The organism is Pseudalkalibacillus sp. JSM 102089 (genome assembly GCF_041366475.1).
Classification (GTDB): domain Bacteria; phylum Bacillota; class Bacilli; order Bacillales; family Guptibacillaceae; genus Guptibacillus; species Guptibacillus hwajinpoensis_B.
On sequence record NZ_JBEWYW010000002.1, the window covers coordinates 628,681 to 641,497 of the forward strand.

General features: G+C 40.2%; 9 protein-coding genes and 1 riboswitch. Of the genes, 2 read left to right on the top strand and 7 right to left on the bottom strand.

Translation table 11 applies throughout. From position 1 onward, the window contains the following. Window positions 1-335: 335 nt before the first annotated feature. From ABVF21_RS07775 to ABVF21_RS07790, 4 genes are all read right to left on the bottom strand, one after another. Window positions 336-2,498 (bottom strand): DNA topoisomerase III, encoded by a 2,163-nt coding sequence (locus ABVF21_RS07775; RefSeq protein WP_371017920.1) that lies wholly within the window; start codon window positions 2,496-2,498, stop codon window positions 336-338. 164 nt (window positions 2,499-2,662) lie between these two features. Beyond that, window positions 2,663-3,571 carry an HD-GYP domain-containing protein gene (locus ABVF21_RS07780; RefSeq protein WP_371017921.1) on the bottom strand — a complete coding sequence of 303 codons (909 nt, stop codon included), beginning with the start codon at window positions 3,569-3,571 and terminating at the stop codon, window positions 2,663-2,665. A 113-nt stretch (window positions 3,572-3,684) separates the two neighbouring features. Further along, window positions 3,685-4,167 carry a hypothetical protein gene (locus ABVF21_RS07785; RefSeq protein ID WP_371017922.1) on the bottom strand — a complete coding sequence of 161 codons (483 nt, stop codon included), beginning with the start codon at window positions 4,165-4,167 and terminating at the stop codon, window positions 3,685-3,687. A gap of 217 nt (window positions 4,168-4,384) precedes the next feature. Continuing rightward, window positions 4,385-6,046, bottom strand: coding sequence for a glycoside hydrolase family 13 protein (locus ABVF21_RS07790; RefSeq protein WP_371017923.1), 1,662 nt, complete (start codon window positions 6,044-6,046; stop codon window positions 4,385-4,387). A 208-nt stretch (window positions 6,047-6,254) separates the two neighbouring features. Next, a riboswitch (purine riboswitch) is annotated at window positions 6,255-6,356 on the top strand. 40 nt (window positions 6,357-6,396) lie between these two features. On the opposite strand from ABVF21_RS07790, the gene ade reads away from it, so the two are divergent. After that, window positions 6,397-8,112, top strand: coding sequence for an adenine deaminase (ade, locus tag ABVF21_RS07795; RefSeq protein ID WP_303532728.1), 1,716 nt, complete (start codon window positions 6,397-6,399; stop codon window positions 8,110-8,112). Between the two features lie 47 nt (window positions 8,113-8,159). Here ade and ABVF21_RS07800 read toward each other — a convergent pair whose 3' ends face one another. Both ABVF21_RS07800 and ABVF21_RS07805 read right to left on the bottom strand, forming a co-directional pair. After that, window positions 8,160-9,323 (bottom strand): iron-containing alcohol dehydrogenase, encoded by a 1,164-nt coding sequence (locus ABVF21_RS07800; protein ID WP_303532730.1) that lies wholly within the window; start codon window positions 9,321-9,323, stop codon window positions 8,160-8,162. A gap of 66 nt (window positions 9,324-9,389) precedes the next feature. Beyond that, a complete protein-coding gene (locus tag ABVF21_RS07805) occupies window positions 9,390-10,361 on the bottom strand; it encodes a Gfo/Idh/MocA family protein (RefSeq protein ID WP_371017924.1) in 972 nt (323 codons plus the stop codon). A gap of 172 nt (window positions 10,362-10,533) precedes the next feature. On the opposite strand from ABVF21_RS07805, the gene ABVF21_RS07810 reads away from it, so the two are divergent. Continuing rightward, window positions 10,534-11,019, top strand: a complete 486-nt coding sequence (locus ABVF21_RS07810) for a CarD family transcriptional regulator (protein WP_194218204.1) — start codon at window positions 10,534-10,536, stop codon at window positions 11,017-11,019. 222 nt (window positions 11,020-11,241) lie between these two features. Here ABVF21_RS07810 and gntK read toward each other — a convergent pair whose 3' ends face one another. Next, complete coding sequence (gene gntK, locus ABVF21_RS07815) at window positions 11,242-12,774, bottom strand: gluconokinase (protein ID WP_371017956.1); 1,533 nt, start codon at window positions 12,772-12,774, stop codon at window positions 11,242-11,244. Between the last annotated feature and the right edge of the window lie 43 nt (window positions 12,775-12,817).

The window sequence follows — 12,817 nt, forward strand, 5'->3', positions numbered from 1 at the left end:
GTTTAACAACTGCTAGTTCTTCATTTCTATTCTGTCCTTTGTACATAACTTCACTATAATCGAAGTGAACAGAAATGTTTGAAAATATGCTCAAATTTGTAGATATTAGTAAAAAAGAAGGAAACATCTATTACCTGCCGTCATTTTATACGTAATCACTGCTTCAGGCAACTATCTACTCTTTTCTATCTAATCAATCCCGAATGACAAGGTATGTGTTGTGAATGAAGTATTACCCTTCAATCTACAAAACGAACCCATTTCCATACTTTATTATTTTCTCATTACAAGAATAACATCGGTATGAAAAAAGAAGCAGGTCCCCCTGCTTCCTGTTATTTATCTTGATCAAGTTTTAATTTCGCTAAAGCATCAGCAAGAGCAGTATTAACCGGTTCATCCTGGCCTTGATTTTTCATATATTTTGATACGTCTTTCTTTGTTGCTTTGGTATTCTTTTCCTTTTTTCGTCGTTCATTAAACGTCGATAGCTTTTCACGATGACCGCACTTACATATAAATGTCTGTGCGTCTCCCTGGCCATGAAGCTCGAGCTTTTTCTTACACTTAGGGCATCTAGCATTCGTTACTTTACTTTTACCTTTACGGTATCCACATTCTCGGTCCTGACAAACGAGCATTTTCCCCTTCTTACTTTTCACTTCGAGCATTAAATTCCCACAGTCGGGGCATTTGGTTCCCGTCACGTTATCGTGCTTATATTTCTTCGTACTTGATTTGATCTTCTGAACAGTTTCATTTGCGTAAGCCTTCATCTCTTCAATAAATGCCCGCTTCGATAGTTCGCCTTTTCCAATCGCTTCAAGCTTTTGTTCCCATTCTGCCGTTAGAGCCGGGGATTGTAATTCGTCTGGAACGATGTCTAACAATTGCTTTCCTTTAGACGTGATTGTTAAGTCTTTGCCATTCTTTTCAATCAAAAAGCTATTAAATAATTTCTCAATTATATCTGCACGCGTTGCAACGGTTCCTAGCCCGCCTGTCTCACCAAGTGTTTGGGCTAGCTTCTTATCCTGATTACCAAGAAATTGAGCCGGCTTCTCCATTGCAGTTAAAAGAGTTCCTTCGTTAAAACGAGACGGTGGGTTTGTTTTCCCTTCTGTTCTTGTAAGAGATAGAACGCGAAGTTCCTGTTTTTCTTTTAGCTCTGGAAGGATAACATCTGCTTCTTCAGTATCGTAAACTTCTTTCCAACCGGCTGAAAGAACACGTTTGCCTTTCGCATCAAAATGCTCTTGGCCAATCTTCGCAACAACCGTGACTTGTTCGTACTCAAATGGAGAGTATAGTGCTGCAACAAATCGCTTTACTATGAGATCATAAACCTTACGATCCTTATCGCTAAGCTCGCGAATAATGGGTGTTTGCTCCGTAGGAATAATGGCATGATGATCAGAAACTTTTCGATCGTCAACAATGTGCTTTCCAGTTTGAATTGGGTTCCCAAGTACTTTTCGAGCCGTTTTCTCATAAGGTGCCACTGCTTCTAGTCGTTCTTTTAACGTATCCTTCATATCAGAAGACAAAAAGCGAGAATCTGTTCGAGGATATGTGACGAGCTTATGCTGCTCGTACAGTCGTTGTGTAGCTGAAAGAGTTTCCTTTGCAGAAAACCCATAGCGTTTATGAGCGTCTCTCTGTAATTCCGTTAAATCATATAAACCTGGAGCGAACGTCTTTTTCTTTGCTTTTTTCACTTCTTCAATCTGAACTGGTTTGCCCGATAAATTCTTTAGGTAAGTATCTATTCTGTCTCGATCAAATACGCGCGAATCATTCGATTTCGCATCGCGATAAGTTAATGTAAAACCATCTACAACAGCAGAAATCCCATAATAGCGTTCAGGTACAAAGGCTTTTATTTCTTCCTCTCGTTTTGCAATAATCGAAAGCGTTGGTGTTTGTACTCTGCCACTAGAAAGCTGTGCGTTGTATTTTGTCGTAAGCGCTCGAGTTGCATTAAGGCCTACATACCAATCCGCTTCAGACCTAGCTGCAGCTGCTTGGTATAGGTTCTTGTACTGATTTGCCTCTTTCAAATTCTTAAAACCATCACGAATCGCTTTATCCGTTACAGAAGAAATCCAAAGTCTTTTTAACGGTTTTTGGACACGTGCTTTTTCAATAATCCATCGTGCCACAAGCTCCCCTTCTCGTCCCGCATCAGTGGCAATGACAATTTCGCTAACATCTTTCCGATTCATTTGCGTTTTTACCACGCTAAATTGCTTCCCACTTCTTTTAATAACAACTAGCTTCAGTGGGGCAGGAAGCATCGGTAAGTCCTCTAGCTTCCACGTCTTGTATGCTTCATCATAAACTTCTGGATCAGCTAGAGTCACAAGGTGACCAAGCGCCCATGTGACGATATAACGGTCTCCTTCAAGAAAACCATTTCCACCTTTTGTACAATTCAATACCCTCGCAATATCACGTCCAACAGAGGGTTTTTCCGCAAGAATAAGCTGTTTACCCACAATACCAATCTCCTCAAATATCGATTCTTTTCTATTTACTATCATACCAGCTTCGATGTTACACGTGAAACAATGGAAATAAGATACTGTTTCTTTCGCTATAAAGTTTGTAGAAGATATATGAACATACAAAAAAAGAAGATGTTATCCCATCTCCCCTTTTGTTAAACCTTATTAAGTATGCCATCTTCAATTAAAACCTCTTCAAGAGCATCAACGACTTCAGCGTCATACAAGACACCCGAAAGACGCTTTAATTCATTCATGGCGTATTCTGGCGTATACGCTTTTCGATAAGAACGATCGTCTGTCATTGCGTCATAGGAATCGCAGACTCCAATAATTTTTGCGCCAATCGTTATCTCATCACCTTTAAGGCCATCAGGGTAACCAGATCCGTTAATTCGCTCATGATGCTGTCTAATGATCGTGCTAATATCAGCATAATAAGTATCTTGAACCATTTCTGCACCGTCGGTAGGGTGCTTTTTTATAACGTCATACTCCTCATCTGTAAGACCGCCCGGTTTATTAAGAATTTCTTCAGGAACGTTAATTTTACCAACGTCATGGAGGATTGAAGCAACTATCAGATTATCAGTGTCTTCTGGCGTTAAATGCATTTTTTTACTTACTTTAATACTCATACTCTGAACTCTTTCACTGTGTTCCTTTGTATATCTATCTTTTTCACCAACACTTTTAACATTCGATATGAGTTTTACTATCTTTTCACTTAGGAATCGGAATGTAGCTTCATTTATTACCCATAAAAAAGTAACTTCTTTGATTACATCAAAAAAGACAAGTTCATACAAACCTCTAACTGTAAAATAATCTCCTCGAGTTAATCTGATGTTTAAATCTTCACTGAATATCTCCCCATCAATTATATAAAAAAATTCAAAGGTTTCATATGTTTTGGCAGGGTATAGATAAAATGCTGTCTTGGCTTTAATTTTATGTTCCATTATTTCCAATCCAGCACCTTTAGCTAAAAGACTTAAAGATGCAGACTCTTGCTCAGCTTTATCTAAAGATTCATTTTTACGGCGAAACTCCAATCCTTCCAAATCTTATCTCCCCTTTGAATAAAAAGCCAAATAATACACGTATATCTATTATATAACACCTAAAAATCAAATAAAAGGTACACTTCAGGTTCAAGTGTACCAACCTTTTTATATCATGGACCCACTACTTGAATCGGATCAACCCATACCCAGCGGTCTCCAATTTGTACGTATACCCATGAACATTCAGCCTGAATGCCCTCTTTAGCAGCTTCTGCAATCATGTCTGCAGTCATTTTGTTTGTTTTATCAATTAAATTGTCAATCAGTTTATCAAGTTCTTGATTGTACTTAGAAGTAAGTTCAGCTTTCTTAGTCTTTACTTCTTTTTCAATCTTAGCAATTTCAGCGTCTGATTTCCCATCCTGACGAGCGGTAGCGAGTGTTGCATCAAGCTTAGTTGTTTCAAGAGAAAGCGTTGACAATAGTTTGTTACCTTTAGCCTGTGCTGTTTGAATCTCTTCTTCAATCTTAACATTTGTTTCTTCAATTTTCTGTAAAATATCACTATGATCATTTTCTGCTGCAAAAGTTCCAGTGCCCATGAACATAAATAGTGCAACTACTGAGAATAAAGCTACGATTAACTTTTTCATTTTAATCCTCCCCCTAGTAAACTCGTATTCTGTGAAAAGATAGAATTGGGTCATACTTCCCACTAATCAACACTATACGGTAAATTTTTCAAGAAATCTATTCTTTTTTACCCTCTTTATTCGACGTTTTTGGAAATTATTAGATTACATTTATCGCTTATAAATGTAAATAATTTCTACAAAATAAATAAACAGCCGATTGAATCGGCTGTCTGTATTAGCGATTTATTCGATAAACTCTCGCTTCATAAGGCTTTAAATTGATCGAATCATTTACTTCTTGCACAACAGGATAGTTATTCAGAAGCAATTGATCTTGCTCTAGAACCAGTCTTGTTTCAAATACAGCTGGCTCTATTGATAGGTTCGTCACAACAAGAACTTGATCTTCTTCTGTTGTTCTCGTATAGGCATAAAGCTGCGGATGCTTTTCAAGAAGCAAATCATAGGTCCCGTAAGTGAAAACTAGGTTTTCTTTCTTCAGCTGAATCATTTTTTTGTAGAAAGTTAGAATAGAGTTGGCATCATTCTCTTGCTTTTGTACATTAATATCTACAAAATTCGGATTGACTTTTAGCCAAGGGGTCCCTGAAGAAAACCCAGCATTATAGTCGCTGTTCCACTGCATTGGTGTACGACTATTATCACGAGAAGAAGCCCAAATTACTTTCATGATCGATTCGTGTGATACACCAGCTTCACGTTGGATGCGATAGCGATTTTTATCTGCAACATCGTCATAATCTTCAATAGAAGGGTATTGAACATTTGTCATGCCGATTTCCTGTCCCTGATAAATGAAAGGCGTTCCTTGCATGAGGAAGTACATCGCTCCCATTGAAGTCGCACTTTCTCGCCAGTATTCCTTGTCGTTCCCCCATGTTGATACTACACGTGGCTTATCATGGTTCTCAACAAACAATGCATTCCACCCTTTGTTTTCAAGCCCCTTCTGCCAGCGTGTCAGCACCGACTTGAGAGATACGATATCAAGTTCAGGTTTATCTACTGCATCCCATAATCCAAGATGCTCAAATTGAAAAATCATATTCATTTTCCCATTTTTTTCGTCGACCCATTGATCAGCTTCATCAATGCTTACACCGTTGGCTTCTCCAACCGTCATCACGTCATAATTAGAATACGTTTCATCCTTAAATTCTTGAAGAAATTCTTGAATACCCTTCTGATTCATATGCATATCAAAGGAAGAGACGTATTTTTCATTTGCAGGATTGGGCATATCCGGAAATCCTGGGCGTTTTTTAATGTGACTAATGGCATCAATACGGAAACCATCAATCCCCTTATCAAGCCACCAATTCACCGCATCATAAAGCGCTCCACGAACAGCGGGATTTTCCCAATTTACATCCGGCTGCTTTGTTGAGAAAACATGGAGATAGTACTGATCTGTTTTCCTATCGTATTCCCATGCTGAGCCGCCAAAGATACTTTCCCAGTTATTCGGTTCTTTGCCATTCTTACCGTCACGCCAAATATACCAATCACGCTTCGGATCTTCCTTCGAGGACCGTGACTCGATAAACCATTGATGCTCATCACTTGTGTGATTCAATACGAGATCAATAATCAGCTTCATATCTCGCTTATGCACTTCCTCTAGAAGCGCATCAAAATCTTTCATTGTACCGAAATCTTCCATTATATCCTGATAATCAGAAATGTCGTATCCATTGTCATCGTTTGGAGATTTGTACATGGGACAAATCCAAATCACATCAATACCAAGATTTTTTATATAATCGAGTCTTTGAATAACACCTTGTAAATCACCTATACCATCACCATTTGAATCCTGGAAGCTACGAGGATAAATTTGATAGCCTACTGCTTCTTTCCACCAAATTCTATTCATGTCTCTACACCCTCATCTTTTAGTTAAAGTTAGTAAAGTGCAAACGTTTGCCTAATTTTCGATAAAAAAACGCTTTCTTTTGTCTATTTAGATGTTCTTACTTGTAGTTTACTTGTATTCCACCCATTTATCAATATGAATATGAAAGTATTTTTTCGAGATGATGACAGATGCTATTGACGAGAGTTCAAGAGATCTATAGAATACGCTAATAATGCGTACCAGGTTTCGTATAAATTTGGAGATAAGGTCCAAAGGTTTCTACCAAACTACCGTAAATGGTTTGACTACGATGACAATTCTGGCAATGTGAATATGTCATCCTCTGTCTAAATGAGAGGAGAATAATAATGGAGAAGTTAACCAGAAGAGTTCAAGCAGCTGCGGGGAAACGCCCTGCAGATCTTGTGATTAAAAATGGAATTGTATTAGATAGTTACAACCTAGAGCTGATTAAGACAGATGTAGCTATTGTTGATGGTGTGATTGCTGGACTTGGAGATTTCGAAGGTCATCATATTATTGATGCGGATGGGAAATACATCGTACCATCACTAATCGATGCTCATGTTCATATCGAATCCGCAATGGTCACCCCTTCCGAATTCGCCAATGCTGTTCTTCCTTGTGGAGTAACGACAATTGTCACTGACCCCCATGAAATAGCGAATGTCTGCGGATCCGAAGGTATTTCTTATATGCTTCAGGATTCTGAAAACGTTCCGATGGATATATTCTTTATGCTTCCCTCAAGTGTGCCTTCTACCTCCTTTGAGAATTCAGGCGCCACCCTTTCTGCCGAAGATCTCAAACCTTTCTATGAGCACAGCCGCGTCCTTGGCCTAGCTGAAGTGATGGACTATCCTTCAGTCGCTCATACTTCACCTTCTATGATGCAAAAGTTATTCGATGCACGAAACAAGAAAATAGACGGACATGCCGCCGGGCTCCATACCAATGCTCTAAACATTTATAAATCGGCAGGAATTACGACGGATCATGAATGCATCACGGCTGAAGAAGCGCTCGAGCGGATAAAACGTGGGATGTATGTATTCATTCGCGAAGGGTCCGTAGCCAAAAACTTAAAACAACTCATTCCTGCTGTAACTGAACGAAATGCTAGAAGATTCATGTTTTGTACAGACGATAAACATATCGATGACCTGATCAATGAAGGAAGCGTCGATCATAATATTCGACTTGCTATTCAAGAAGGTGTAGATCCACTTCTAGCCATTCAAATGGCATCATTAAATGTGGCTGAATGTTTTGGGTTATCAACGAAAGGGGCTATTGCGCCTGGTCTTGATGCTGATTTTCTTGTGCTCGATGACATTGAGTCCTTTTCTATCTCTCACGTTTATCGTGCTGGAGAACTTGTTGCAGAGTCTGGAAAGACAAAAATGGGATCAAAAGTTACTCCTTCGAATCGGATTACAAGCTCTGTTCATCTCCCCACACTAAGAAAAGATCACCTGAAACTAGCCGTTTCGAAGGAAGTAGCGAATGTTATTGAACTCATTCCTAATCAAATAGTTACAAATGCCAGAAAATTAACAGTTGATCATGATGAAAATGGTGGGTTTGTTTCTTGTTCTAGAAAAGACCTTATGAAGCTGGCTGTGATTGAGCGCCATCATCATACAGGCAACATTGGCCTTGGGGTTGTGAAAGGTTTTCAATTTCATGATGGGGCAATAGCAACAACCGTCGGTCATGATTCGCACAACTTAATTATGGCAGGAACGAATGATGAAGACATGATCAAGGCTGCAGAAGTCATTCAGGAAATGCAAGGTGGGTTGGCTGTTATTCGAGGAAAGAAAGTGATTGGTAAGCTACCGCTGCCAATAGCTGGACTACTTTCGGATAAAGACTACCCTACTGTCATAGAGGAACTTAAAGAAATCGAAAAAGCATTAAAGGAAATTGGTGCTCCAGATCACTTCAATCCTTTTCTTACCCTTTCGTTTTTAAGCCTCCCTGTTATTCCGGAGCTAAAATTAACGGACCTCGGACTTTTCCATGTAGGAGAGTTTCGCCATATTAATATAGATGAATAGACGATATGAAGAAAGCAGCATGGCAAAATCGCCATGCTGCTTTTGAATTATAGAGAACGTTGTAAAATATCTCGAACGCTCTCACGATCCAGTTCTTTATAAGTGCCAACGCCTGGTTTAATAAATGTTTTCTCAACCATACCATCAAATTCAGTCTCGTCAATTTCGTAATCAGCAAGACGTGATGGGGCGCCAAGTGAATTCCAGAACTCACGAAGCGCTTTCGCACCTTCAATTGCTACTTCTTGATCACTTTTCCCTTCTGATGAAACGCCAAGAACGTTTACCGCTAGCTGTTTCACGCGGGAAGGATCTTCTTCAAGAACATGTTCTAACCAGTTCGGGAATAGAATCGCCAATCCGCCCCCGTGAGGAATATCGTAAACAGCAGATACCGCATGCTCAATTCGATGTGTTGCCCAGTCCCCACCATCTGTACCATTGCTTAATGTTCCGTTAAAAGCTGTTGTACTAATGTACATCATCGTTTCACGATGTTCATATGATTCAAGATCATTTAGTAGCTTAGGACCAGTTTGAATTGCCGTGCGAAGAAGTGATTCAATAAATCCATCGATCATTGGTGTATTGTTTGTACGATGGAAGTAATGCTCTAGCGCATGTGACATACTGTCAACAATGCCATACACCGTTTGATTCTCCGGAACAGAGAATGTATAAGTAGGATCTAGTACTGAAAACGTCGGAAATACATGAGGAGAACCCCAACCGAGCTTCTCTTTCGTTTCCCAATTTGTAATAACTGAAACTGAATTCATCTCAGATCCAGTTGCAGCAAGGGTTAATACCGTACCTAGTGGGAGTGCTGATTCAATTGGCTCCTTCTGAGTGATTAAATCCCATGCAGAACCTTCGTAATGGGCACCTGCCGCGATCGCTTTCGTACAGTCAATTACACTGCCACCACCAACGGCTAGAAGGAAGTCTATTCCTTCTTTCTTACAGATGGCAGAACCTTTTTCAACTGTTGTTAAACGTGGGTTTGGTTCAACACCAGAAAGCTCATGCACCTCTGCATTTACTTTTCTAAGTTCTGTCATGACAGCATCATATACGCCGTTTCGTTTAATACTTCCTCCACCATAAACAACAAGAACTTTCGCACCATATTTAAGTTCACCTTGCAATTGGGTGATCTGATCTTTCCCGAAATAAAGACGAGTTGGATTGTATTGTAAAAATGTATTCATAAGACACCTCATTATCGTTAGTCGAAGTTAGTGTAACACATTCACTTCCTAAAAACGTACGTTAAACTATCGGTTAGTGATGACGACTTCACGCCTTTGCTCCTCTGCACGATAAGCAGCCTCCATCAGCACTGTTAATTCAAGGGCAAGTTCTAGGTTTTCATCAGTTTTGATATCCTTTTGAATGTGGTCGATCCACTGAAAGAATGGGGATGGGCGGTCATCTGGAATCGCTACCTCTTCCCACTGATCAGATACTTTCTTTAGTAAAACCTTCTCTGGCATGCCATATACCGCTGATCCTTTAGTTCCATTTATTTCAATGGTAAATGGAGAGTGATCATTTACAAACCCTGTTTCTGCAATACCGTAGGAACCGCTTTGATATCCAAATGTCACGACAGCATGGTCCTCTACTTCTTTCTCTGTTACATAACCGAACTGAGCTGTGACACGTTGCGGCATTCCTTGGAATAGCCTCGTTAAGTACACTGGATGACAGCCAAGATCGATTAATGCTCCGCCCTGACACTCTTCTTTCTGATAGAAGTGCTGTGGAAGCCAATCAGCAGTCGCTCCATTATGAGCAAGGCGTACACGTGTCTGTGTGATGTCGCCAAGATCACCTGATTCAATCAACTGCTGAATAGCTTCCGTATATCCATCATAAACGCGGGGTAATGAAACAAATAACTTTACCCCAGTCTCATTCATCGCTTCTAGAATCTCCAGCGCCTCATCTTCTTTAGCCGCTAGGACTTTTTCAGTAAAAATATGCTTTCCTGCCCTCGCTGCTCGAATGATGATCTCCTTATGCATGTTTGTAGGTGTGCTCACTACAACAGCATCGATATCTTCTCGATTAAGAAGGACGTCTAGATCACTTATGTACTCCACCGCTCTTTCCTGCGCTTCTTTTCTTCCACGTTCTTCGTTCTCATCCCAGATCGCTTTTATATCTGTATCAGGATGAATCTGCGCATCTTTGGCATAATCTTTTGCATGAACGTGCCAGAAACTAATCATTCCAATCCTCATTTTGTAAACGCCTCCATTATTAGTCAAACCTATATATGTCTATTATTGTAATGGAGTTTACACTGATCAATCAAACATACCGCACAACGAAAAAAATATTACATTCGTACAAATTAATTGTTTATGTTATAATAGTAGATGTGCTATAATTTATAAATTTGGGGGTGGGCGCTTGTTTGAGGTAGGCGATAAGATTTTTTATCCCATGTACGGTGCAGGTATAGTCGAAGCAATTGAGGAAAAAGAAATACTGGGCGAAACTCAGATCTATTATATTCTTAATATGCCTTTTCGTGATATTCAGGTGATGATTCCAAAAGGTAAGACGGAAAACCTGAAGATTCGTGAAGTGTCTGATGTCAGTACGATGGACGAAGTGCTAACTTCTTTTAATGAAGAAGTTGACGTAGAAGAGCCCAGTGCTAATAGGAACCAGCGTTACCGGGATAATATGAACAAGCTTAAAACGGGAGACATCCACAATCACGTGGAAGTGATCCGTGAGCTCGTTGCCCTTAACAAGAAAAGACCGCTCGGAACTGACGATAAAAAACTACTGGAGAATGCCCAGCAGTTTCTCATAAGCGAGATCGTTTTGACGAAAGACGTCGAGTTAGATCAAGCAACGGTAATATTGAAGGAAGCCATTAAGCATTAATGCTCGATGGATAACAAAAGACAGCCCAATCAGGCTGTCTTTTTGTGTGGTGTTGAAAGGCTCCAGCGCCTGCCGGTCCTAAACGGTGTGTTTCCGCTTTAGTTTTCATCCAGCTCCTGTGCCACAGACCCTCGGTCACTTCGGCATTCAACCTGAACACAAAGGGCGTGTTCATTTTGAATGCCTCCAGTGCCTAACGGGTCTAAGCGTGGCACATACGCTTTAGTTTTTCCCCAATTTTTTATTTTGGTAGTTGGCTATGGCTGTGTATTCTTCGGTTAGTTTTCTTGAGATTCTAATGTAGATTGGTAGTAGTTCGGCGTAGGTTTCTACGTTTTCTTTTTTTGGTTGATGGCTGAATGTGTCTCCGACGAGGTCGGATACGATGCTTAGTGAATCGATTTCGCCAAGTGCTTTTTTACCGAGAACGATTGCACCGAGGCAGGAGCTTTCGTAGCTTTCTGGAACGGTTACTTCTTGGTTAAAGATATCAGCCATCATCTGACGCCATAGTGCGGATCGTGCAAAGCCGCCTGTTGCTTTAATTTGTTTAGGCTCTCCAATTAGTTCTTCTAATGCAAGAAGAACGCTATATAAGTTATAAATTACGCCTTCTAGTACTGCTCGAATCATATGTTCTTTTTTATGGTGCATGGCAAGACCAAAGAAGCTTCCGCGTGCATCAGAATTCCATAGTGGTGCACGTTCACCCGCAAGATAAGGATGGAAGAGAAGTCCATCGGCACCTGGGTTAACCTGCTCTGCAATTCTTGTTAGGATTTCATAAGTATCAATTCCAAGTCGTTTCGCCGTTTCTGTTTCGGATGCGGCGAATTGATCACGAACCCAGCGGAATGTGATTCCTCCATTGTTCACAGGTCCACCAACTACCCATTTATCTTCTGTTAATGCATAGCAGAAAATTCGTCCTTTAGGGTCTGTTACAGGGCGATCTGTTACCGCTCGAATCGCTCCGCTTGTTCCAATTGTTACAGCAACGACACCTGGTTCAATTGCGTTAACGCCAAGGTTTGAAAGCACACCATCACTTGCACCAACTATAAAGTTCGTTGAAGAAGTTAATCCTGTCTCTTCAATATACGGCGCTTTTAAACCAGTCATCATATGAGTAGTTGAAACGGGTTTTGATAGTTGATTTGCTGTCACTCCAGCAATTTTTAATGCTTCATCGTCCCAGTCGAGCTGCTCCAAATTAAATAATCCTGTTGCTGAAGCAATGGAATAATCAATGACATACTCCTGGAAAAAGCGGTAGAAAACGTATTCTTTAATGGAAATAAACTTTGATATTGACTGAAACAATTCTGTTTCATCATTTTTTAGCCAAACAAGCTTGGACAGGGGAGACATTGGATGAATAGGCGTTCCTGTGCGGCGGTAAATTTCATGACCGTCCATCTCATTTTTAATTTTCTCTGCCCACTTCGCACTTCGATTATCTGCCCATGTAATGCAGTTTGTAAGTGGTTTTCCTTTTTCACCTACCCCAATTAAGCTGTGCATCGCTGAGCTAAATGAAACAAATTTTACCTGTTCTCCTTTTAATGAGTTATCTTGAATAACTTTTCGAATCGACTCCACTACAGCTAACAAAATTTCTTCAGGATCTTGCTCAGCTGTTGCTGGTGTTGGTGTATACAATGGATATTCCACGTTATGTTTTGAAACGGGTTGCCCATTTTCTTTATATAGAACGGCTTTTGTACTTGTTGTACCGATATCTACACCGATCATATATTGCTTGTTCATCGTCATGAGCCATTCCTCCTAAATCGTT

Excerpts from the sequence above, each read along its gene's own strand:
- ABVF21_RS07785 (WP_371017922.1), bottom strand. The coding sequence starts at position 4,167 with ATGAAAAAGTTAATCGTAGCTTTATTCTCAGTAGTTGCACTATTTATG.
- ABVF21_RS07790 (WP_371017923.1), bottom strand. The coding sequence starts at position 6,046 with ATGAATAGAATTTGGTGGAAAGAAGCAGTAGGCTATCAAATTTATCCT.
- ade (WP_303532728.1), top strand. The coding sequence starts at position 6,397 with ATGGAGAAGTTAACCAGAAGAGTTCAAGCAGCTGCGGGGAAACGCCCT.
- ABVF21_RS07800 (WP_303532730.1), bottom strand. The coding sequence starts at position 9,323 with ATGAATACATTTTTACAATACAATCCAACTCGTCTTTATTTCGGGAAA.
- ABVF21_RS07805 (WP_371017924.1), bottom strand. The coding sequence starts at position 10,361 with ATGAGGATTGGAATGATTAGTTTCTGGCACGTTCATGCAAAAGATTAT.
- gntK (WP_371017956.1), bottom strand. The coding sequence starts at position 12,774 with ATGATCGGTGTAGATATCGGTACAACAAGTACAAAAGCCGTTCTATAT.